This window comes from Mesorhizobium sp. WSM4310, assembly GCF_007003935.1.
In the GTDB taxonomy this organism is placed as follows: domain Bacteria; phylum Pseudomonadota; class Alphaproteobacteria; order Rhizobiales; family Rhizobiaceae; genus Mesorhizobium.
In genome coordinates this window covers 186,903-207,849 of sequence record NZ_VFTA01000005.1, presented here as the reverse complement: position 1 = coordinate 207,849, position 20,947 = coordinate 186,903, and the positions used below count along the sequence as shown (strand labels likewise).

Here is a 20,947-nt window from a genome sequence, read left to right as displayed (position 1 = left end):
CCTGACATTTTCCGGATGTGCAACACGGCTTGCATCTATCGAATGCCGCGCCCGGACGGCTACAGTGTTGTCATATGCTATTGGGGAGGGGGCATGAGGCGGCGCGAATTGCCGGGAAGCCGCCGATCGACTGGACTGGGCAAGGGCTTGTCGTGCTGACGCTGTTTTCGCTGACCGGCGCCGTCTGTGAGGGCTGCTGTCCCTGCCGGTCGCCATTGGTCTCGCCGTGCCCGCCATGACCACGGCGCTGCTGTCGTCCGTGCCGACGGCGATGTCGGGAACAGCCTCGGGCGTGCTCAATACCGTGCGCCAGTCAGGTGGGGCGATTGGTGTCGCGCTGTTCGGCTCCGCCTTTGGGGTTGGGCACGATCCAGGGCATGCAGATTGCCTTCCTCGCCTCGGCGCTTGCGGTGGCCGGCGCGGCGCTCTGCGCGTTCCCTGTTCATCCGCAACGCGGACCATTCCGCAGGATAGGGATGCGCAACGCAAAAAGGCCGCCCGGAGGCGGCCTTTTCGATTGTCCAAACTGCGGAGCGCTTAGCGCTTCGAGAACTGGAAGCTGCGGCGGGCCTTCGCCTTGCCGTACTTCTTGCGCTCGACGACGCGGCTGTCGCGGGTCAGGAAGCCGCCCTTCTTGAGCACGGCGCGCAGCGCCGGCTCGTAGTAGGTCAGCGCCTTGGAGATGCCGTGACGCACCGCACCGGCCTGGCCGGAGAGGCCGCCGCCGACGACGGTGGCGACGATGTCGTACTGGCCCGAACGGTTGGAAGCGATGATCGGCTGGTTGAGGATCATCTGCAGGACCGGACGCGCGAAATAGGTCGCGAATTCCTTGTCGTTGACGACGATCTTGCCGGAACCCGGCTTCACCCAGACGCGCGCAATGGCGTTCTTGCGCTTGCCGGTGGCATAGGCGCGGCCCGACTTGTCGAGCTTCTGGACGTGGACGGGGGCTGCCGGCTGGGTATTGGTGTTGCCCGTGGCGGCGCCCAGTTCTGCGAGCGAGGAAAGCTCAGCCATCTTATGCGACCTTCTTGTTCTTGGAATTCAGCTTGGCCACGTCGAGGACTTCTGGCTGCTGGGCGACATGCGGATGCTCGGCGCCTGCATAGACGCGCAGGTTCTTCATCTGGCGACGGCCGAGCGGACCACGCGGGACCATGCGCTCAACGGCCTTCTCGACGACACGCTCGGGGAAACGGCCCTCGAGCAGCTGGCGCGCGGTGCGCTCCTTGATGCCACCGGGGTGGCCGGTGTGCCAGTAATAGACCTTGTCGGTGAACTTCTTGCCGGTGAACACCACCTTGTCGGCATTGATGACGATGACATTGTCGCCGTCGTCGACATGCGGGGTGAAGGTCGGCTTGTGCTTGCCGCGAAGATGATTGGCGATGACAGTGGCGAGACGGCCGACGACGAGACCCTCGGCGTCGATCAGGATCCACTTCTTCACCACATCCGCAGGCTTCTGCGAAAAGGTTGTCATGTTTTCTGCTCTCGGTTTTGACCTTCAAAGAGAAGGCGTTTCTTGTTGCTTGGATTGGCGATGAGGCGCTTGCCCGCCGCCAATAACAAAACGGCGGCCTTTGCGGGCCGCTGCTTCGTGACGGCTTATAGGTGAGGGGGAATTGCGCGTCAAGTCGATCAAAAAGCCATCTAGCGAAGAAACAGCAGTAAAAACAATGGCATAGTAAAAAGGTATTATTTTACCACATCGCCGGTGCGCTTCGGCGGGATCGAATAGGTGCCCGTGGCGTGCGCGATTGTTTGTCCCTCCGGGCCGGCGACGATGTCGATGTCGAACACCATCAGGCTCTTTCCGAGCTTTAGGATCCGGCAATGGCCATCGATCGGCCCGGCCTCGGCCTTGCGCACGAAGTTGATGTCGAGGTTGATCGTAACCGACAGCGCATCCGGCCCGGCATGGGAAAGCACGCATACATAGCCGCCAATGTCGGCCAGCGTGAACAGCGACGGACCGGATACCGTGCCGCCGGGACGCAAATGCCGCTCGCCGGCATTGAGCCGTACGGTGCAGCCGCCTGGGAAAACGTCGATGGCCTCATAATATTTGAACTGGTCGTTGAGCTGAGGATAGACGGTTTCCATCAGCACATTGACTTGAGCTGCGGTCAGCACCGGCTTGAGATTGGTCTGGGCAGGCATGTCGGTCTCTCGCTTTTACGCCAAGCCTGTATGAGCGCGGCAAGGCATTGCTGGCAACACCTTCGGCCTTCTGGCGTAAGCGATGGGTGTTGGACGAAGGCCAATCCGATATTAGATAGTCCATAAGCCCGACCGGAATCGCGGAGACCTTAGCCATGGCCGAAATCCTTGCCATCAAGCCTGTCGCTGTCGAAGGGCCGGTCACGACCAGGCTGGACAAGGGCGTGCTGCGCCTCACGCTCGCCAATCCGCCAGCCAACGCTTTGTCGCTCGTGGTGATGGCGGCGCTGACGGCCGAACTCGACCGCGCCAAGGCCGACAAGGCGGTTCGTGTCATCATCCTGTCGGCGGCCGGAAAGGTGTTCTGCGCCGGCCATGATCTCAAGGAAATGACTGCGCGCCGCGCCGATGCCGATCGCGGCAAGGCTTTCTTCGAAGAGACATTCGCCGCTTGCGCCCAACTGATGCAGGCTATCGTGCGCCATCCCGTGCCGGTCATCGCCGAAGTCGACGGCCTGGCGACCGCCGCCGGCCTGCAGCTTGTCGCCAGTTGCGACCTGGCGATCGCCTCGAATGAGGCGACCTTCTGCACACCGGGCGTCAATATCGGCCTGTTCTGCTCGACGCCTATGGTGGCTCTGTCGCGCAACGTCTCGCGCAAGCAGGCGATGGAGATGCTGTTGACCGGCGAGACGATCGACGCGGCAACCGCCAAGGAATTCGGCCTGGTCAACCGTGTCGTGCCGCGCGAATACCTGAATCAGATCGTCAGCAAATACGCGCAAACCATTGCTTCCAAATCATCTTTGGTGGTCAAGACCGGCAAGGAGGCCTTTTACGCGCAGGCCGAAATGGGCCTGGCGGACGCCTATGCCTGTACCGGCCGCGTCATGGTCGAGAACATGCTGGCGCGCGACGCGGAAGAAGGCATCGGAGCCTTCATCGGCAAGCGCAAGCCGGAATGGACGGACGAGTAGCCGTGGAGCCGCGCATCTCCATCGTCACGATTGCAACGGATGACCTCGACCGCGCCGTGCGCTTCTACGAAACCATGGGGCTGAAACGGCATGCCGGCATCACCGACGGTGTCGCCTTCTTCCAGATGGGTGGCGTCATTCTCGGCCTGTTCCCGCGCGCCAGCGCCGAGGCGGATTCCGGCATCGTATTCGCCAAGGCGCCGTCCGCCGTCTACCTCGCCTACAACACCCGCTCCGACGTCGAAGTCGACGAGTTGCTCGCCACGGCGGAAAAGGCCGGCGGCCGCATCGTCAAGCCGGCAGGCCGCGCCTTCTGGGGTGGCTGGTACGGCTATTTCGCCGATGCGGACGGGCATGTCTGGGAAGTCGCATGCAATCCGGCCTTTCCGATCGCGGCGGACGGCACGATTTCGCTGCCTGCTTGATGGCCTATCGCAAACAGCTGACGCGGCTCAAGGCGCCATACCTCAAGCGTGTCCTGCTCGATAAACAGCGAGTGTCCGACTGGGACAAGTACCCCTGGAACCTGCCGCTGTTTCGCGGCCGCGAATTCGAACTCGAATTCACCACGCCGATCACCATCATCGTCGGCGAGAACGGCACCGGCAAATCGACGCTGCTGGAAGCGATTGGTGCTTTGGCCGGCTATGACGAGGCCGGCGGCGGCAAGGGGTACAGGCCTGTTGACCATTCCGGTGCCATCGACAAGAGCGGCGCGGCATTGGCAGACACTTTGCGCGGCCACTGGCTGCCGAAGGTAACCGCCGGCTGGTTCTTTCGCGCTGAATCCTTCTATTCGGTGGCTCGTTACCTCGACCAGGCGGCTCTGGAAGACCCGTTCAAGCCACCGCCGCCGGATTTCCTGTCCTGGTCGCATGGCGAGGGGTTTATCCGTTTCTTCGAGGAACGCTGCCGCAGGCAAGGCATCTACATTCTCGACGAGCCGGAAAGCGCCCTTTCCCCGTCGCGCCAGATCGAACTGCTGAAGATGCTGCGGCGCATGGACCAATCCGGCACCGCGCAGGTGATCATGGCGACGCACTCGCCATTGTTGATGGCTTGTCCCGGCGCGCGGCTGTTCCGCATCAGCCGGTTCGGGCTCGAGCCCGCCGACTTTCGTGATACGGACCACTTCCGCCTGTTGCGCGATTTCAGCAACGACCCGGATGGTTTTCTCGCCGAGGCGTTGTATGAGGACGAGGCATGAATCACGATAGCTACGACAACACCTACATCGCCGGCATCCTCAATTCGGTGAAGACCATCGCTATGGTCGGCGCGTCGGCCAATGACGTCAGGCCGAGCTATTTCGTCCTGAAATACCTGCTGGCCAAGGGCTTTTCGGTGTTTCCGGTCAATCCTGGCCAGGCCGGAAAGGAAATTCTCGCCCGGACGACCTATGCCAGGCTGGCCGATATTCCGGAGCCGATCGATATGGTCGACATCTTCCGCGCCGCGACCGCGGTGCCGGGCATTGTCGACGAGGTGTTGCGGCTCGATCCCTTGCCGAAAGTCGTCTGGATGCAGCTCGGTGTGCGCCATGACGAGGCCGCCGCTCGCGCCGAAGCGGCCGGCATCAAGGTGGTGATGAACCGCTGTCCGAAGATCGAATACGGCAAGCTCTCCGGCGAGATCGGCTGGACCGGCGTCAATTCCGGCGTGCTGTCGTCCAAAAAACCACTGATGCGCCAGGGGTTTCAGAGTTTCGGCGTGCGCCAGAAATAGGCCGCGGGCGAGAAGCGCAAAATTATTCCGGCTGGCGTCGTATTTTCCTGCGGCTTGGTCGAAGGTCCCACGCCGAAGGGTATTTTCTTCTTTGCATTCCGAGCCGGGCTTCGCCAAGAATGCCCAGCGAATTCTGAGAAGTTCTTGAGGGAGGTTTTAAGTGACCCGTACGCCCGGTTTCAACACGCTCGCCGTCCATGCCGGCGCCAAGCCCGATCCGGCCACCGGCGCGCGCGCCACGCCGATCTACCAGACGACCTCCTTCGTCTTCGATGATGCCGACCACGCCGCGTCCCTGTTCGGCCTGAAGGCGTTTGGCAACATCTATACCCGTATCATGAACCCGACGCAGGCCGTGCTTGAAGAGCGCGTTGCGGCACTCGAGGGTGGCACTGCTGCCCTTGCAGTCGCATCCGGCCACGCCGCGCAGGTCATCGTGTTCCACAATCTGATGCAGCCGGGCGACAATTTCGTCGCCGCAACAAGGCTCTATGGCGGTTCGATCAACCAGTTCGGCCATGCCTTCAAGAATTACGGCTGGGAAGTCCGTTGGGCCGACACCAACGACATCTCGACCTTCGAAAGCCAGATCGACGACAGGACCAAGGCGATCTTCATCGAGAGCCTGGCCAATCCTGGCGGCACTTTCGTCGACATCGAGAAGATCGGCGACATCGCCCGCAGGCACGGTCTGCCGCTGATCGTCGACAACACGCTGGCCTCGCCCTATCTGATCCGTCCGATCGAGCACGGCGCCGATATCGTCGTGCATTCGCTGACCAAGTTCATCGGCGGCCACGGCAATTCGATCGGCGGCGTCATTGTCGATGGTGGCACCTTCGACTGGTCGAAGTCGGGCAAATATCCGATGCTGTCGGAACCGCGCCCCGAATATGGCGGCCTCGTCCTGCACGAAACTTTCGGCAATTTCGCCTTCGCCATCGCCGCGCGCGTGCTTGGCCTGCGCGACCTCGGCCCGGCGATCTCGCCCTTCAACGCCTTCCTTATCCTGACCGGCCTGGAGACCTTGCCGCTGCGCATGCAGCGTCATTGCGACAATGCGGTCACGGTTGCCGGCTGGCTGTCCAACCACCCCAAGGTCGCCTGGGTGAATTATCCCGGCCTGCCCAGCGACAAGAACAATGCGCTGCAGAAGAAATACTCGCCGCTCGGCGCAGGCGCCGTGTTCACCTTCGGCCTCAAGGGCGGCTACGAGGCTGGGGTCAAATTCGTCGAGGCGCTGGAACTGTTCTCGCACCTGGCCAATGTCGGCGACACCAAGTCGCTGGTCATCCATCCGGCGTCGACCACGCACCGCCAGCTTTCCGACGAGCAGAAGGTCAAGGCCGGCGCCGGCCCGGACACCGTGCGGCTTTCGATCGGCATCGAGGATGTCACTGATATCGTCGCCGACCTCGAACAGGCACTCGCCAAGGTCTGATTGCTGATGGCCGCTTTCCTTTCGGTCGACACCAAGAGCGTCGAACCCGAATCCGGCGCGCCCGCGCCGGATCGCCTGATCTCGGGCGATCCAAAATTCCGCACCTGGAACGTCGAGGAGCGGGACGGCGGCCTCTATGCGGGCATCTGGGAAGCGACCCCCGGCAAATGGCGTATCGTCTATGACGAATGGGAGTTCTGCCACATCCTGTCCGGCGTTTCGGTGATCTCGGAAGACGGGGGCGAAGCGCGCACCGTCAAGGCCGGTGACAGTTTCGTGCTGAGGCCGGGCTTCAAGGGCAGCTGGGAAGTGCTTGAAACGACTCGCAAGGAGTATGTAATCAAGCTGTGATCACTTCGCCGGAAACTGGCTGGGGCAGGCTTCCGACGCTTTGTCATGCGCCGTCAGCAGATTGGCGTCCTGGACTTCGATATCGGCGTGGGCGAGTGCTGTGGTCCCCAGCCAGGCGCACAGCTACGCCAATGCGAACGCCGTCGCCGGTCTCCAAAACAGTCTCGCCCGCGATCGTTCAGAAGCCGACGGCGAGCGTTTCCAGCCCATGGAAGTGGTAAGTGTCGCGGAAGCGCGGGGTTTCGGCAAGATGCAACCGCGGGTGCCGCTCGAACAAAGTCCTCAACGACACCTGCAGTTCGAGCCGGGCCAGCGGCGCGCCGATGCAGAAATGGATGCCGGCGCCGAAGGACACGTTCTTCTGGTCGCTCCGGTCCGGCCGGAAGGCCTGCGGTTCGGCAAAAGCGTGCGGATCATGATTGGCCATGCCGAGCAAAAGCCCGATGGTCTGGCCCGGCTGCACGATGATGCCGGGTGCAATCTCGATTTCCTGGTAGGCGTAGCGCGTGAACATATGCAGCGGCGCGTCGAAGCGAAGGCATTCCTCGACAGTTGCGGCGGTCGCTTCCGCCGAGGTGAAGAAGCGGCTGGGATCGCCGCCTTGCGCCAGGATCGAGCGCACCGCGTTGCCGGTCTGATGCACGGTCGCTTCATGGCCGGCATTGAGCAGCAGGATTGCCGAGGACACCATTTCGTCCTCGGACAGCCTCTGGCCGTCCTCCTGTGCCGAAATCAGCAGCGACAGGAGGTCGTCGCCGGGATTGTTGCGCCGCTCGGTGACGTAGCCGCGCAGGAAATCGGCAAATTCACCCGCGGCGCGGTTGGCCGTCTCCTCGGTCTCGCGCGTGCGGCCATGAATGTACATGGCGACCATTTGATGGGACCAGTCGAGAAGTTGCGGGCCCATCTTGACCGGCACGCCGAGCATTTCGGCGATGATGGTGATCGGCAGGGGAGAAGCGAAGGCAGGCAAAAGGTCGACCGGTCCGGCCGGGTCAAAGCGGTCGATCAATTCGTTGGCGAGCGCCTCGACCCGTGGCCGCAGCCGCTCGACCTGGCGCGAGACGAAGGCCCGGTTGACCAAGGTTCTCAGCCGCGTGTGCACGGGCGGTTCCAATTCGAGCATGGAGTTGGCTTCAATGCCGTCGAACGCCTTGAGATGGCTGCGGTCCTGGCCGACACCCCGGCTGTCGGGAATGCCGGCCGGGTTCTGGCGGCCGAAGCGGCGGTCGCGCAGCAGCCGGTTGACATCGTCGAAGCCGCCAAAGCACCAGAAGCCGAATTCCTCCCAGAAGAAGGCGTTCGAGACGCCGTGCAGGACGGCGTAAGCCACATACGGGTTCAGGAAGAAAGCCGGCTCGTGCGGGTCGAGACGCAGCCGGCGAGTGGCTGGATCGAAGGCAAGATAGGGGAGTGTCGAATTGGTCATGCCAGACCCATAGCGCGGCTTGCCAGCCGCATTCCAGACCGTATGTTGGCGCCCGCACTCCAATGAATTGAGCCAGCCAATGCGCGCGGAAGGTCTGAGCGGATGAACGTGATCGTTGTCGGCGCGGGGATTGCCGGTCTCTCCACGGCATGGTCGCTGGTCAAGGCCGGCCACAGCGTGTCGATCGTCGAGCAGGGGCCGATCCCCAACCCGCTGGCCGCGTCCGGCGACCATCACCGCATCATCCGTCGCGCCTACCGCACCGGAACCGGCTACGGGCGGCTGATCACCGAAGCCTATGAGGCCTGGGACGAGATGTGGGCCGATCTCGGCGAAAGCCACCTCGATGCGCGCGGATTCGTCTGCATTTCGCGCGAACCGGGCGACGAGGCCGAGGAATACCGCGAGGGCCTGGAGGAGGGGAATTTTCCGTTCGAACTGTTCGAACCCGACGCCGCGGTCACGCGCTGGCCTTTCCTCGAGCCGGGCACGTTCCGCTATGCCTATTATTCGCCGGAGGGCGGCGCGCTCCACTGCCGCAAGATCGCTTCCGGCCTTGCCGCCTGGCTGCGTACCAACGGCGCCAATGTCTACGAACACAGCAAGGTGACCGCGATCGACTCCGACACTGGCCGCATCGTGCTCGAAAGCGGCGAAGCCATGCAGGCCGACCGCGTCGTCGTCGCCGCTGGCGCCTGGGTGCTGAAGCTGCTTCCGGAACTGGGCGGCGAACTGAAGACCTATCGAACAGCCCTTGCCTATGTCGAACCGCCGGCCGAGCTGAAGGCGGCCTGGGAGGCGGCACCGGTCGTCCTCGACGTCGGCGGCGCTGTCGATGGCTACGTCATTCCGCCCTCCGGCGGTGCCGGCATGAAATTCGGCTCAGGTCTGCACAAGGTGCCGACGAGCGACGCCGACTGGAACCGTCAGCCTGTGCCGGGCGAGGGCGAGGCGATCCGCAACCTGTTTTCGCCGCCGATCGCCCGCATCCAGGAATATGAGGTGACCGAGGTGGTCACCTGCGCCTACACCTTCACCGCCGATGAGAAATTCATGGCGCATGCGAAGGGCAAGTGCCTTGTTGTCTCGGCCTGCTCTGGCCATGGCTACAAGTTCGGTGCCGCGGTCGGCAGGCGCGTAGCCGTCGCCGTTGGCGATGGCGACATCGCCGGCCTGAAGGCGTGGCTCCGGGCGGAGGTGGCCTGAACCGCACCAGGTCGAAGACTCGCGGCGGCTTAGCGATTGAGCGCGTCGGCGGCGGCCATGACTTCGGACACAATCGCCCGCACATCATCTGGGGTCGTTCTGTGATTGACGAAACACGCCCGTAGCGCGAAGTGACCGTTGATCGTCGCGTTCGACAGATACACCCGGCCGCGCGCGATCACGCGGCGCAGGATGGCTTCGTTGTCCTTCGAGCGGTGGCGGAAACAGACGGCGCTTAGCGATACCGGCGCAAGCTGTTCCAGCTCCGGCTGCGACGCGATTGCCTGGGCGAGCATCTGCGCATGGCGGAGATCGCGCGTGATGGCTTCGCGATAGGCGCGGCGTCCGTGGTACTGCAGCGACATCCAGAGCTTCAACGCACGGAAGCGTCGAGAGAGTTCGATCGACTCCTCGAAGAAGGCAAATGCTTCGGTAGGGTCATCGCTCAGTATCCTGACGTAGTCGTCGCTGTGCGAAAAGGTCGTTCGCGCGATCTCTGGGTGGCGATAAAGCAGACAGCCGCAATCGAGTGGCTGATAGAGCCATTTATGCGCATCGAGCGACAGCGAATCGGCTGAAGACAACCCCTGGAACTTTTCCGGCACCGCCAGGGCCGCCAGTCCTCCATAGGCACCATCGACATGCATCCAGAGCGCTTCCCTGCCGGCGATGTCCGCAATTTCGGGGAGGCGATCGATCGCGCCGGAGACGATGGTGCCGACGGTGGCCACGATGGCGATGGGCATGTTCCCGGCCTCGCGGTCGGCAACAATTGCTGCCTGGAGAGCATCCGGTCGCATTCTGAATTTGTCGTCGACAGGGATCAGGCGAAGGTTTTTTCTGCCGATGCCGAGCAGAGCGACGGCCTTGGGAATGGACATGTGCGCTTGTTCGGAAGCATAGACCACGCAGGGCCGTGCACCTGTTTCGTTGGCGGGCAACTTCGCTTCCCTCGCCATCGCCAAGGCCATGAGGTTGGCCGTCGAGCCGCCGCCGCACAGGCTGCCGCTAAATCCGGCGCAGCCAACAGCCTCCGCCAGCCATCCGACAACGGCGCGTTCGATCGATGTCGCCGCCGGCGCCGATCGCCACGAGGTCACATTCTGATTGAGCGCCGCAGCGAGCAACTCTCCCAGCGCGCCGACCGGCTCGCCCGAGCCGACGACGTAACCGAAGAATCTGCCTGTGGAAGGTCGCACGTGCTCCGAGATCGACTTGAAGTCCTGCAAGACTTCTCGACCTCGACCGTTCTCGAGCCAAGGTCGCGAGAAGAGTTCGGTCGTGTGTTTGCCGCTGGTCAACGGGTACGTCCGACGCCCCTCAAGAGACGCCCAATAGCTTTTGGCGAGCCCCATGGCTTCGTCCGCAAGATCTGATAGTTCTTGATTGGAAACTTCCAGGTCGCGCATGTTCTCAGCCCCGCCGAAATGCTGCCGGGGCGCAGGCTATCGTTCCGGTCGAAATCCAACAACCTCTCATCATTAGGAACTATTTGGTGGCCGTGATCGGCGTGAAGGCAGCTATTCCTGGCAGTGCCTCGGAATATGCACGCGCCGCCAGCCCGACGACCCTTCGCGGACCAGCACGCGCCGCGCGACGGTCTGGTAGGAGGCAGGGACATCGATGACGCGCCTTTGCTCCGGCTGCACCAGGACTTCCTCGGCGATCCGATCATATTGCGCCGGGATGACGACCCGCCGCGTACGTTCAGGCTGGATCACCACCGTCTCGGCGACGCGCCCGTAGCGCGCCTTGTGCCAGACCTTGCACAGCACCTTGCGGCCATGGATGACGCGCCATTCCCAGGAATAGCCGCCGTCGTCGACCCCCACCGTGTGGTAGACGGTGCGGGTGACGGCGGGCACGATTTCGTAGGTCACCTGCGCCGGAACGGTCATCACCACGCGTTCGCGTGTGCCGTAGATGGGCGGGGTGTAGTCGACCTGCTGGCCCGGCGGGCTGACCATCACGTCTTCATAGACCGTGTCGTAGAGGTCAGGCGTGCGGACCGGTTCGTAGCATTCCACCGCGCGGCCGCCGGCCGCCGTCTGCGAAGTCGTGCCGAGCATGGCCAGCCCGGCAATGGCGAAGGATGCGCTTCTCCTGAACATGACACTCCCCCTGTTTGAACCGCAGGCACAAGTTCAACGTTGAATTGTAGGGAAAGACGCCGCCCAGAAAAGCGTTTTTGGCGCATTTCGTTAAGTGACGCGGTTAAGAAACTGCTACGTTGCGGGCCGGTACCGTCTGCCCTGGACCGGCGCAAGCGTCAGCGATGCGAATCCTTGGCCGTAAAGCTTGATTCGACTTACCCAGATGGCTAGGACGGGTCGGCCTTGCACAAGGATGAGCCGGCATCCTATCTACGGAACAACGATCCAGAACCGATTCTGCCCGATCTGCCAGCATTCCCGGCGCCGGAATCCCACCGCGAGATAAGAGATAACTGATGAAAAACCCCGTCGAAACCTACATGAACCTCGTTCCGATGGTGGTCGAACAGACCAATCGCGGCGAGCGGGCCTACGACATCTTCTCGCGCCTCCTCAAGGAGCGCATCATTTTCATCACCGGTCCGGTCGAGGACGGCATGGCGACGCTGGTCTGCGCGCAGCTCCTGTTCCTCGAAGCCGAAAATCCGAAGAAGGAAATCAACCTCTACATCAATTCGCCGGGTGGCGTGGTCACTTCGGGCATGGCGATCTACGACACCATGCAGTTCATCAAGCCGGCCGTGTCGACGCTCTGCATCGGCCAGGCGGCCTCGATGGGCTCGCTGCTTTTGACCGCCGGCCATAAGGACATGCGCTTCGCCACGCCGAACGCCCGCATCATGGTTCATCAGCCGTCCGGCGGCTTCCAGGGCCAGGCCTCCGACATCGAGCGCCATGCCATGGATATCGTCAAGCTGAAGCGCCGTCTCAACGAGGTCTATGTCAAGCACACCGGCAAGAGCTACGAGGAGATCGAACGCACGCTCGACCGCGACCATTTCATGACCGCCGACGAAGCCAAGGATTTCGGCCTCATCGACAAGGTCATTTCGTCGCGCGAGCCGGTTGAAAGCGCCGTGGCATAAGGGCTTGGTGGCAGTTGGATGACACCATCACGCGCTTTTGGCGCGTCTTGCGGCATTTCGGCCACAATTGGCTGTTCCCTCGACGGTCGGGATTGCCTACGTTAAGGCTATGTTGATTTTCGACGGCTTAGCTTTGTGTGGGGTTGCTGCGAATCATTGCCACGTTTTCTGATTTGTGTTTCGTACGGAATACGTTGCGGGAGCCGGGACACTGGCGGCGGCGGATTCCCGCGATAAATAGAGTATGCGCCCTTTCAGCCAGACCATCGGCGGGCGGCGATGAAAGGACAGGAAAATGAGCAAGGTCGGCAACAACAGCGGTGACTCGAAGAACACGCTTTATTGCTCGTTTTGCGGCAAAAGCCAGCATGAGGTGCGCAAGCTGATCGCCGGCCCGACGGTCTTCATCTGCGACGAATGCGTCGAACTCTGCATGGACATCATCCGCGAGGAGAACAAGACCTCGATGGTGAAGTCGCGCGAGGGCGTGCCGACACCGCAGGAGATCCTCAAGGTTCTCGACGACTATGTCATCGGCCAGCCCTACGCCAAGCGCGTGCTGTCGGTGGCCGTCCACAACCACTACAAGCGCCTCGCGCATGCCGGCAAGAACAACGATGTCGAGCTGGCCAAATCCAACATCCTGCTGATCGGCCCGACCGGTTGCGGCAAGACGCTGCTCGCGCAGACGCTGGCCCGCATCATCGACGTGCCCTTCACCATGGCCGACGCCACGACGCTGACCGAAGCCGGTTATGTCGGCGAGGACGTCGAGAACATCATCCTGAAGCTCCTGCAGTCGGCCGACTACAATGTCGAGCGGGCCCAGCGCGGCATCGTCTACATCGACGAGATCGACAAGATTTCGCGCAAGTCCGACAATCCCTCGATAACCCGCGACGTGTCGGGCGAGGGCGTGCAGCAGGCGCTGCTGAAGATCATGGAAGGCACCGTCGCTTCCGTGCCGCCGCAGGGCGGCCGCAAGCATCCGCAGCAGGAATTCCTGCAGGTCGACACCGCCAACATCCTGTTCATCTGCGGTGGCGCCTTTGCCGGCCTGGACAAGATCATCTCGGATCGCGGCCGCAAGACCTCGATCGGTTTCGGCGCCACGGTCGCCTCGCCGGAGGACCGCCGCACCGGTGACATCTTCCGCCAGGTCGAGCCCGAGGATCTGCTGAAGTTCGGCCTCATTCCGGAATTCGTCGGCCGTCTGCCCGTTCTGGCGACGCTGGAGGACCTCGACGAGCCGGCGCTGATCCAGATCCTGACCGAGCCGAAGAACGCGCTGGTCAAGCAGTACCAGCGGCTGTTCGAGATGGAAAATGTCGACCTGACCTTCCACGAGAACGCGCTGTCGGCGATCGCCAAGCGCGCTATCGAGCGCAAGACCGGCGCGCGCGGCCTGCGTTCGATCATGGAAGCGATCCTGCTCGACACCATGTTCGAACTGCCCGCGCTCGAAGGCGTGCGCGAAGTGGTGATTTCGGAAGAAGTGGTGACCGGCAGCGCCCGGCCGCTCTACATCTACTCCGAACAGAAGGAAAAGAAGGGCAACGTCAGCGCCTGACATGGCACGTCGCCGCATATTTTTGTGGAACGGCGCCGTCGCGGCGCCGTTTTGCTGTGTAGGGAACGCGACCTCAGTGATGGAGTGGATTGCAGGCGATGTTAACTCTTGATCTTTGCCCTGCCTGCATCCACCTAACACGAGAAGGCCGAGGTGCCCGATTTCTGTGCTGTAAAACTCCCGTCACAAACGGTGGTAGGCGGAACGATCCCCGGTCGTTAATATAAGATTCGCGGTTGGCCTGATGGCGACCGCGACATGAAAGGTTGGACAATGGCCAAAATATCCAAGGCTCCCAGCGACGGCGTCTTCGCAGTCCTCCCACTGCGCGACATCGTGGTGTTCCCGCACATGATCGTTCCGCTCTTTGTCGGGCGCGAAAAGTCGATCAAGGCGCTGGAAGAGGTGATGGGTCAGGAAAAGCAGATCCTGCTTGCCACCCAGATGAATGCTGCCGATGACGATCCCGAGCCCGATGCGATCTTCGACATCGGCACGCTCGCCAATGTGCTGCAATTGCTGAAGCTGCCCGACGGCACCGTCAAGGTCCTGGTCGAAGGTGCTTCGCGTGCCAAGATCGTTTCGTTCACCGACCGTCCCGATTTCCACGAGGCCCGCGCCACCGCGTTGGTCGAGCCGGAAGAGGAGGAGGTCGAGGTTGAGGCGCTGGCCCGCTCGGTCGTCACTGACTTCGAGAACTACGTCAAGCTGAACAAGAAGATCTCGCCTGAAGTGGTGGGTGCCGCCAGCCAGATCGACGACTATTCCAAGCTCGCCGATACGGTTGCCTCGCATCTCGCCATCAAGATCCCTGAAAAGCAGGAAATGCTGGCCACGCTCTCGGTCAAGGAGCGGCTGGAAAAGGCGATGGGCTTCATGGAAGCCGAAATCTCCGTCCTGCAGGTGGAGAAGCGCATCCGTTCGCGCGTCAAGCGCCAGATGGAGAAGACGCAGCGCGAATACTACCTCAACGAGCAGATGAAGGCGATCCAGAAGGAGCTCGGCGAGGGCGAGGACGGCCGCGACGAGGCCGCCGAGATCGAGGCGCGCATCAAGAAGACCAAGCTCTCCAAGGAGGCCCGCGAAAAAGCGGAAGCCGAGTTGAAGAAGCTGCGGACGATGTCGCCGATGTCGGCGGAATCGACCGTCGTGCGAAACTACCTCGATTGGCTGCTGTCGATCCCGTGGGGCAAGAACTCCAAGGTCAAGCAGGACCTGGCCTACGCCCAGAACGTGCTCGACACCGATCACTTCGGTCTCGACAAGGTCAAGGACCGCATCGTCGAGTATCTGGCCGTGCAGAGCCGCCAGAAGAAGCTGAAGGGGCCGATCCTGTGCCTCGTCGGCCCTCCCGGCGTCGGCAAGACCTCGCTCGGCAAGTCGATCGCCAAGGCGACCGGTCGCGAGTTCATCCGCATGGCGCTCGGCGGCGTGCGTGACGAAGCCGAGATCCGTGGCCATCGGCGCACCTATATCGGTTCGATGCCCGGCAAGGTCATCCAGTCGATGAAGAAGGCGAAGAAGTCCAACCCGCTCTTCCTGCTCGACGAGATCGACAAGATGGGCCAGGACTTCCGTGGTGATCCGTCGTCGGCGCTGCTCGAGGTGCTCGATCCCGAACAGAACTCGACGTTCATGGACCATTACCTCGAGGTCGAATACGACCTGTCGAGCGTGATGTTCGTGACGACGGCCAATACGCTGAACATCCCTGCGCCCTTGATGGACCGCATGGAGATCATCCGTATCGCCGGCTACACCGAGGACGAAAAGATCGAGATCGCCAAGCGGCACCTGATGCCGAAGGTGATCCGCGATCACGCGCTGCAGCCGAAGGAGTTCTCCGTCGGCGAGGATGCGATCCGTGCCATCATCCAGACCTACACGCGTGAAGCGGGTGTCAGAAGCCTGGAGCGCGAGCTGATGAAGCTCGGGCGCAAGGCCGTGACCGAGATCCTGAAGACGAAGAAGAAGACGGTGAGCATCACGGCGGCGAACCTCGCCGACTACCTCGGTGTCCAGCGCTATCGCTTCGGTCAGGTCGAGGCCGACGATCAGGTCGGTGTCGTCACCGGTCTTGCCTGGACGGAAGTCGGCGGCGAATTGCTGACGGTCGAAGGTGTCATGATGCCCGGCAAGGGCCGCATGACGGTGACCGGCAATCTGCGCGACGTGATGAAGGAATCGATCTCGGCGGCGGCCTCCTATGTCCGCTCAAGAGCTCTCGATTTCGGCATCGAGCCGCCGCTGTTCGACAAGCGCGACATCCACGTGCACTTGCCGGAAGGCGCCACGCCGAAGGATGGTCCGTCCGCGGGTGCTGCCATGGCTACAGCCATTGTGTCGGTGCTGACGGGCATTCCGGTCCGGGCCGATGTGGCGATGACTGGCGAGATAACGCTTCGCGGCCGCATCTTGCCGATCGGCGGCCTCAAGGAGAAGCTGCTCGCCGCTCTGCGCGGCGGCATCAAGAAGGTGCTGATCCCGGAAGACAATGCCAAGGATCTGGCGGAGATTCCGGACAATGTGAAGAACGGCATGGAGATCATTCCGGTCTCGCGCGTCGGCGAGGTGTTGCGCCACGCACTGGTGCGTATGCCGGAGCCGATCGAATGGGTCGAACCGGTCAATCCGCCGGCCACGACCGACAGTGCCGACGATGCTGGAAAGTCGCTTGCACATTAGATTCCTTCTAAGGTTGCAGTGCACAAACGGAAAGCCGGGCCTCGTGCCCGGCTTTTTCATGTGAAAAACCCCGGATTTCCGGGCTTTTTTCCATTTTTTCCAGGCTTTTCGACTTGGTTGCGGCAACGCTTCTTTCTAAAGTCCGTTTCCTGCCGGATGAGTCGTTAGTTCCGGTGTTCTCATGGAAGGGAATTTTTATGAACAAGAACGAACTGGTGTCCGCTGTCGCCGACGCCGCGAGCATTTCGAAGGGTGACGCGCAGTCGGCGGTCGATGCGGTATTTTCCGTCATCACCGGCGAACTGAAGAAGGGCGGCGATGTCCGGCTTGTCGGCTTTGGCAATTTCACCGTGTCAAAGCGTGCCGCCTCGACCGGCCGCAACCCGCAGACCGGCGCCGAAGTGAAGATCCCGGCGCGCACCGTGCCGAAGTTCTCGGCCGGCAAAGGCCTGAAGGACGCAGTCAACTAAGCGTTTTTTCTTTTCAGAGACAGAAAAGCCGGGCTTGCCCGGCTTTTCATTTTTTGTGCCCAATGCCGGTACACGCGACCAGAAAAGCCGCGCTTGCCAGGCTTTTCTTTTTTTGTGCCCGACGCCGGTACACGCGACCAGAAAAGCCGCGCTTGCCAGGCTTTTCTTTTTTTGGCCCGAATTAGAGGCGGCAACGCTCCTATGCGGTCGGCGCGTCGTCGCGCATCAAGCCCTCCTTCTTGAGGTCGGCCCACAGCGCTGCCGGCAGTTTCGCGTCGAGCAGTGCCCGGTTGCTTTCGACTTCGCTCGGCCGCTGGCCTCCGGGGATCACCGAAACGACCGAGGGATGCAGCAGCGGAAACTGCAGCGCCGCCTCGATCAGCCTGACGCCATGGCGTTTGCAGACAGCCTCGATGCCGGCGACCCGCTCGAGAATGTCCTTCGGCGCCTCGGAATAGTTGTAGTAGGCGCCGGGCTTCGGTCCTGTCGCCAGGATGCCGGAATTGTAAGGGCCGCCAAGGACGATACCGATGCCGCGCTTCTGGCAAAGGGGCAGGAAGGATGTCAGCGCCTCCTGTTCCAGCAGCGTGTAGCGCCCGGCCAGCAGGAACAGGTCGAAATCGCCGCGCTCGGCCAATGTCTGGGCAACCTGCCATTCGTTGATGCCGCCGCCGAACGCCTTGATCGCGCCCTGGTCGCGCAGCGACAGGAGTCCATAGTAGCCCGAGCGCATGAATTCTTCGATGCGCCGGTCGGACGCCTCCTTGCTGCCATGGGTGAAGATGTCGACATCGTGCACGAACAGTATGTCGATCCTGTCGACGCCGAGCCGCTCGAGCGAGGCTTCGAACGAACGCATGACGCCGTCATAGCTGTAGTCGTAGACCTCCTGGCGTGATGGCGTGTCGAAGAACTTGCCGATGGCCGTGCGCTGCTCCGGCGGGCAGGCGCGCATGAGGCGGCCGACCTTGCTCGACAGCACATAGTCGTCGCGCTTCTTGCCCCGCAGGAAGGGGTTGAGGCGTGTTTCCGACAGGCCAAGCCCGTAGAGCGGCGCGGTGTCGTAGTAGCGGCAGCCTGTCGCCCAGGCGGCGTCGAGCGTGGCCTTGGCATCCTCGTCCGAAACGGCGCGGTAGAGATTGCCGAGCGGTGCCGTGCCGAAGCCGAGCTCCGTAAAGGTGAGGCCGCCATTGCCGATGCGGTCGAAATGCCGTGTCTTCATGTCCTGCAATTTTCCCGGGGTTGATCTGTGTGAGCTGATTTATCTGACATGACACTATCATGCCTGCGACCAGGCAAAAGCGCTGCGCGGCGTTGGACACGCATTTTCGCGGTTGCTAGCATGAATGAAATCAAGGTGTTCGTGAAAAAGTCCGAGGAGGATTTCGAGGGTGGGTTTGTCGTGAGCGACCGGGACGAAAATCTGTTCAAGACCGCGCTCGACGAACTCGGCGGCGTGCTGGCGCGCGTGGATGACAGCCAGATCGGCGCTGCCTGCAAGCTGCTGGCCGAAGCCAGACAGATCGTCGTCTATGGCTGCGGCCGCGAGGCGTTGCAGGTCAAGGGTTTCGCCATGCGGCTCTATCATCTCGGCCTGCCGGTCTCGGTGGTCGGCGACATGACCACGCCGCCCTTGGGGCCTGGTGGCGTCTTCCTGGCCAGTTCGGGACCGGGAGAAACCTCGACGGTGCTGACCTTGATGCGCGTCGCGCGCGATGCCGGCGCGACCAATCTGCTGCTCACCGCCCAGGCCGGCGGCAGCGCGGCGGGGTTGGCCGATGCCACGCTGCTCATTCCGGCCCAGACCATGGCCAATGACCAGGGGCCGCAAAGGACTTCGGTCCTGCCGATGGGCTCGGTGTTCGAAGGCGCGCTGTTCCTGCTGTTCGAGGTGATGGTGCTGAAGCTCAAATCCCTGATCGGTGCTTCGCCCCAGGCCATGCGTGCCCGCCATACCAATATGGAATAGATCATGCACTATGAACTGATGCTGCCGCACCAGATCCGCAAGGCGATTGCCGAGAATTGGCCGGCCGCCCTGCCGCTCGGCGTGCTCGAGTACCATGGCGAGCACATGGCCGTCGGCATGGATACGCTGGCCGTCATCAAGACGCTGGAACTGTTCGAGAAGGAGAGGGATGTCGTCATCCTGCCCCCCTTCTACTACGGCGCCGCGAGCTACGCAGTGGCGCCGCCGGAAGGTTCCGGCTCGGTGCAGGTCGGCGGCAACCAGCTGGCGCCGTTCGGCGAGGAACTGTTCTACAGCCTGCTGCGTATCGGTTTCCGCAACATCCACGCCATCATCCACCACCAGACCGAGAATTTCGCCGCCGGCATGCCGACCGACCTCGCCTTCAAGACCGCCGGCCGCCAGGCGATCTTCCGCTTCCTCGAGAAGCAACGCGGCGAGGGCTGGTGGGGCTCGAAGGACATGGCCGACTATTATGCCGGACATGCCGCCGGTGAAAATTTCTTCAACTGGGTGCAGGTCCATCCGCTGATGCCGGCCGCCATGAATGGCAAATATCCGTTCGACCATGCCGGCATCGGCGAGACGTCACTGATGCTGGCGCTGTGTCCGGAGGCGGTCGACGCCGCCCGCTTCGCCGACAATACCGGCTGGTACACGGCGAGCGCCAAGGATGCATCGGCGGAACTTGGGAACAAGGGCGTCGCGATGATCATGGATCACCTGCGCGCTATCCTGAAGGCCTAGCGCGGTTCGACCTTCTCCCCCTTTTTGTGGGAGAAGGTGGATCGGCGCGCAGCGCCGAGCCGGATGAGGGGTGCTGGACGAAATGCGGCGTCAAAATATAGAGTGATTTTAAGCGCTTATATCTTCAGTGTTGTGATCCTGCCAACACCCCTCATCCGACCGAGCTTCGCTCGGCCACCTTCTCCCACAAGGGGAGAAGGGAAGACAGGGCGGCCTACTTCACGGCTCCCGCCGTCATGCCCATGATGAGATAGCGTTCCAGCGCGATGCCGATGACCGCCAGCGGCGCGATCGCGGCGGTGGCAAGGGCTGCCATCGACCACCAGTTGATGCCTTGCGAGCCGGTCTGGCTCGCCACCATGACAGGAATGGTCTTGGCATCGGTCGAGGTCAGAAGGGCAGCGAAGAAATATTCGTTCCAGCACAGCACCATCGCCAGGATGAAGGCGGCGACCATGCCCGGCAGCGCGATCGGCATGACGATGCGGAAGAACGCCCCCCAGATCGACAGGCCGTCGACGAGCGCTGCTTCTTCCAGCTCGACCGGGATGGAGTTGAACTGGTCGCGCATGATCCAGATGACGATCGGCAGCACCATCAGCGTGTAGAGCAGGACCAGCCCGATGCGCGTGTCGAGCAGGCCGACTTCGCGGTACAGCACCAGGAAGGGCAGGGCGAGCACCACCGGCGGCAGGATCAACTGCGACAGGAAGAAGAAGGAGATGTCCTCGTTCTTGAACCAGGCGAACTTGTAGCGGTAGCGCGTGAGGCCGTAGGCGGCGAGGCTGCCGATGACGATGGCGAGGCTCGATGCGCCGACCGAGGTGATGACCGAGTTCATGAAGCGCTTGAAGAACTCATCGCGCACCGTGGAGGTCTGGAAGATCGAATCCGGCGACAGCCCGAGCGAACGCCAGCCTTTCCAGTCCGGCTGGAAGTCGACGAAGGGGATCAGATGGCCTTGCGTGACATCGACCGCCGATTTGAACGAGGTCGTTATCGTCCAGTAGATCGGAAACAGGCAGATCAAGGCCCAGAACACCAGCGCGCCATAGATGAAGACGCGGCTGGTGATGAAGCTCGCCGGAGAACGGATTTCGGAGACGGTGTATTCGGTGGTCTGAACGCTCAT

At 62.2% G+C, this 20,947-nt stretch carries 21 protein-coding genes; 13 read left to right on the top strand and 8 right to left on the bottom strand.

The window, feature by feature from the left end; translation table 11 throughout:
- Positions 1–537: 537 nt before the first annotated feature.
- The 3 genes from rpsI to FJV80_RS08705 all read right to left on the bottom strand — a co-directional run bounded on the left by rpsI (position 538) and on the right by FJV80_RS08705 (position 2,166).
- On the bottom strand, positions 538–1,020 hold the full coding sequence (gene rpsI / locus FJV80_RS08715; protein ID WP_027028580.1) for a 30S ribosomal protein S9: 483 nt from the start codon (positions 1,018–1,020) through the stop codon (positions 538–540).
- 1 nt (position 1,021) lies between these two features.
- Positions 1,022–1,486, bottom strand: a complete 465-nt coding sequence (gene rplM / locus FJV80_RS08710) for a 50S ribosomal protein L13 (protein WP_010915638.1) — start codon at positions 1,484–1,486, stop codon at positions 1,022–1,024.
- Positions 1,487–1,701: 215 nt separating this feature from the next.
- On the bottom strand, positions 1,702–2,166 hold the full coding sequence (locus tag FJV80_RS08705; RefSeq protein ID WP_095770407.1) for a PaaI family thioesterase: 465 nt from the start codon (positions 2,164–2,166) through the stop codon (positions 1,702–1,704).
- A gap of 155 nt (positions 2,167–2,321) precedes the next feature.
- Here FJV80_RS08705 and FJV80_RS08700 point away from each other — a divergent pair, with 155 nt between their 5' ends.
- The 6 genes from FJV80_RS08700 to FJV80_RS08675 all read left to right on the top strand — a co-directional run bounded on the left by FJV80_RS08700 (position 2,322) and on the right by FJV80_RS08675 (position 6,660).
- A complete protein-coding gene (locus tag FJV80_RS08700; protein ID WP_142876127.1) occupies positions 2,322–3,143 on the top strand; it encodes an enoyl-CoA hydratase in 822 nt (273 codons plus the stop codon).
- 2 nt (positions 3,144–3,145) lie between these two features.
- Positions 3,146–3,568, top strand: coding sequence for a VOC family protein (locus FJV80_RS08695; RefSeq protein ID WP_142876152.1), 423 nt, complete (start codon positions 3,146–3,148; stop codon positions 3,566–3,568).
- Positions 3,568–4,350 carry an AAA family ATPase gene (locus tag FJV80_RS08690; protein ID WP_142876126.1) on the top strand — a complete coding sequence of 261 codons (783 nt, stop codon included), beginning with the start codon at positions 3,568–3,570 and terminating at the stop codon, positions 4,348–4,350. Before FJV80_RS08695 ends, FJV80_RS08690 begins: the two co-directional genes overlap by 1 nt.
- Positions 4,347–4,868, top strand: coding sequence for a CoA-binding protein (locus FJV80_RS08685; RefSeq protein ID WP_142876125.1), 522 nt, complete (start codon positions 4,347–4,349; stop codon positions 4,866–4,868). The genes FJV80_RS08690 and FJV80_RS08685 overlap by 4 nt, the downstream gene beginning before the upstream one ends.
- A gap of 160 nt (positions 4,869–5,028) precedes the next feature.
- Positions 5,029–6,309: an O-acetylhomoserine aminocarboxypropyltransferase gene (locus FJV80_RS08680; RefSeq protein ID WP_095791579.1), complete on the top strand. Its 1,281-nt coding sequence runs from the start codon at positions 5,029–5,031 to the stop codon at positions 6,307–6,309.
- A 6-nt stretch (positions 6,310–6,315) separates the two neighbouring features.
- On the top strand, positions 6,316–6,660 hold the full coding sequence (locus FJV80_RS08675) for a cupin domain-containing protein (RefSeq protein WP_179295890.1): 345 nt from the start codon (positions 6,316–6,318) through the stop codon (positions 6,658–6,660).
- 178 nt (positions 6,661–6,838) lie between these two features.
- Here the strand turns inward: FJV80_RS08675 and FJV80_RS08670 are convergent, their stop codons facing one another.
- The gene (locus FJV80_RS08670) at positions 6,839–8,089 is read right to left on the bottom strand and encodes a cytochrome P450 (RefSeq protein ID WP_142876124.1); all 1,251 of its coding nucleotides are present in this window, start codon (positions 8,087–8,089) and stop codon (positions 6,839–6,841) included.
- A gap of 102 nt (positions 8,090–8,191) precedes the next feature.
- Between FJV80_RS08670 and FJV80_RS08665 the strand changes: the two genes are divergently transcribed.
- Entirely contained in the window at positions 8,192–9,295 is a 1,104-nt protein-coding gene (locus FJV80_RS08665) for an FAD-dependent oxidoreductase (protein WP_142876123.1), read from the top strand.
- A 29-nt stretch (positions 9,296–9,324) separates the two neighbouring features.
- Here the strand turns inward: FJV80_RS08665 and FJV80_RS08660 are convergent, their stop codons facing one another.
- Both FJV80_RS08660 and FJV80_RS08655 read right to left on the bottom strand, forming a co-directional pair.
- On the bottom strand, positions 9,325–10,704 hold the full coding sequence (locus tag FJV80_RS08660; protein ID WP_142876122.1) for a pyridoxal-dependent decarboxylase: 1,380 nt from the start codon (positions 10,702–10,704) through the stop codon (positions 9,325–9,327).
- 111 nt (positions 10,705–10,815) lie between these two features.
- Positions 10,816–11,406, bottom strand: a complete 591-nt coding sequence (locus FJV80_RS08655; RefSeq protein WP_142876121.1) for a hypothetical protein — start codon at positions 11,404–11,406, stop codon at positions 10,816–10,818.
- Positions 11,407–11,744: 338 nt separating this feature from the next.
- Between FJV80_RS08655 and clpP the strand changes: the two genes are divergently transcribed.
- The 4 genes from clpP (at position 11,745) to FJV80_RS08635 (ending at position 17,099) form a co-directional block, all read left to right on the top strand.
- Positions 11,745–12,374 carry an ATP-dependent Clp endopeptidase proteolytic subunit ClpP gene (gene clpP, locus FJV80_RS08650; RefSeq protein WP_095770397.1) on the top strand — a complete coding sequence of 210 codons (630 nt, stop codon included), beginning with the start codon at positions 11,745–11,747 and terminating at the stop codon, positions 12,372–12,374.
- 295 nt (positions 12,375–12,669) lie between these two features.
- Positions 12,670–13,944: an ATP-dependent Clp protease ATP-binding subunit ClpX gene (gene clpX / locus FJV80_RS08645; protein ID WP_010915651.1), complete on the top strand. Its 1,275-nt coding sequence runs from the start codon at positions 12,670–12,672 to the stop codon at positions 13,942–13,944.
- Positions 13,945–14,217: 273 nt separating this feature from the next.
- Positions 14,218–16,629, top strand: coding sequence for an endopeptidase La (gene lon / locus FJV80_RS08640; RefSeq protein WP_027046751.1), 2,412 nt, complete (start codon positions 14,218–14,220; stop codon positions 16,627–16,629).
- A gap of 197 nt (positions 16,630–16,826) precedes the next feature.
- Positions 16,827–17,099 (top strand): HU family DNA-binding protein, encoded by a 273-nt coding sequence (locus tag FJV80_RS08635; RefSeq protein ID WP_006201846.1) that lies wholly within the window; start codon positions 16,827–16,829, stop codon positions 17,097–17,099.
- A gap of 199 nt (positions 17,100–17,298) precedes the next feature.
- Here FJV80_RS08635 and FJV80_RS08630 read toward each other — a convergent pair whose 3' ends face one another.
- A complete protein-coding gene (locus FJV80_RS08630) occupies positions 17,299–18,321 on the bottom strand; it encodes an aldo/keto reductase (protein ID WP_095770396.1) in 1,023 nt (340 codons plus the stop codon).
- A gap of 120 nt (positions 18,322–18,441) precedes the next feature.
- On the opposite strand from FJV80_RS08630, the gene FJV80_RS08625 reads away from it, so the two are divergent.
- Positions 18,442–19,068: an SIS domain-containing protein gene (locus tag FJV80_RS08625; protein WP_246688931.1), complete on the top strand. Its 627-nt coding sequence runs from the start codon at positions 18,442–18,444 to the stop codon at positions 19,066–19,068.
- Positions 19,069–19,071: 3 nt separating this feature from the next.
- Positions 19,072–19,815: a creatininase family protein gene (locus tag FJV80_RS08620; RefSeq protein ID WP_142876120.1), complete on the top strand. Its 744-nt coding sequence runs from the start codon at positions 19,072–19,074 to the stop codon at positions 19,813–19,815.
- A 214-nt stretch (positions 19,816–20,029) separates the two neighbouring features.
- On the opposite strand, the gene FJV80_RS08615 is transcribed toward FJV80_RS08620, so the two are convergent.
- A complete protein-coding gene (locus tag FJV80_RS08615; RefSeq protein WP_010915657.1) occupies positions 20,030–20,947 on the bottom strand; it encodes a carbohydrate ABC transporter permease in 918 nt (305 codons plus the stop codon).

Bases quoted from the DNA above. Each gene is read 5' to 3' on its own strand.
- rplM (WP_010915638.1), bottom strand. From the start codon at position 1,486: ATGACAACCTTTTCGCAGAAGCCTGCGGATGTGGTGAAGAAGTGGATC.
- FJV80_RS08685 (WP_142876125.1), top strand. From the start codon at position 4,347: ATGAATCACGATAGCTACGACAACACCTACATCGCCGGCATCCTCAAT.
- clpP (WP_095770397.1), top strand. From the start codon at position 11,745: ATGAAAAACCCCGTCGAAACCTACATGAACCTCGTTCCGATGGTGGTC.
- FJV80_RS08660 (WP_142876122.1), bottom strand. From the start codon at position 10,704: ATGCGCGACCTGGAAGTTTCCAATCAAGAACTATCAGATCTTGCGGAC.
- FJV80_RS08675 (WP_179295890.1), top strand. From the start codon at position 6,316: ATGGCCGCTTTCCTTTCGGTCGACACCAAGAGCGTCGAACCCGAATCC.
- rpsI (WP_027028580.1), bottom strand. From the start codon at position 1,020: ATGGCTGAGCTTTCCTCGCTCGCAGAACTGGGCGCCGCCACGGGCAAC.
- FJV80_RS08615 (WP_010915657.1), bottom strand. From the start codon at position 20,947: ATGAGCGTTCAGACCACCGAATACACCGTCTCCGAAATCCGTTCTCCG.
- FJV80_RS08700 (WP_142876127.1), top strand. From the start codon at position 2,322: ATGGCCGAAATCCTTGCCATCAAGCCTGTCGCTGTCGAAGGGCCGGTC.
- FJV80_RS08690 (WP_142876126.1), top strand. From the start codon at position 3,568: ATGGCCTATCGCAAACAGCTGACGCGGCTCAAGGCGCCATACCTCAAG.
- FJV80_RS08655 (WP_142876121.1), bottom strand. From the start codon at position 11,406: ATGTTCAGGAGAAGCGCATCCTTCGCCATTGCCGGGCTGGCCATGCTC.
- FJV80_RS08670 (WP_142876124.1), bottom strand. From the start codon at position 8,089: ATGACCAATTCGACACTCCCCTATCTTGCCTTCGATCCAGCCACTCGC.
- FJV80_RS08665 (WP_142876123.1), top strand. From the start codon at position 8,192: ATGAACGTGATCGTTGTCGGCGCGGGGATTGCCGGTCTCTCCACGGCA.
- FJV80_RS08635 (WP_006201846.1), top strand. From the start codon at position 16,827: ATGAACAAGAACGAACTGGTGTCCGCTGTCGCCGACGCCGCGAGCATT.
- lon (WP_027046751.1), top strand. From the start codon at position 14,218: ATGGCCAAAATATCCAAGGCTCCCAGCGACGGCGTCTTCGCAGTCCTC.
- FJV80_RS08625 (WP_246688931.1), top strand. From the start codon at position 18,442: ATGAATGAAATCAAGGTGTTCGTGAAAAAGTCCGAGGAGGATTTCGAG.
- FJV80_RS08620 (WP_142876120.1), top strand. From the start codon at position 19,072: ATGCACTATGAACTGATGCTGCCGCACCAGATCCGCAAGGCGATTGCC.
- FJV80_RS08705 (WP_095770407.1), bottom strand. From the start codon at position 2,166: ATGCCTGCCCAGACCAATCTCAAGCCGGTGCTGACCGCAGCTCAAGTC.
- clpX (WP_010915651.1), top strand. From the start codon at position 12,670: ATGAGCAAGGTCGGCAACAACAGCGGTGACTCGAAGAACACGCTTTAT.
- FJV80_RS08630 (WP_095770396.1), bottom strand. From the start codon at position 18,321: ATGAAGACACGGCATTTCGACCGCATCGGCAATGGCGGCCTCACCTTT.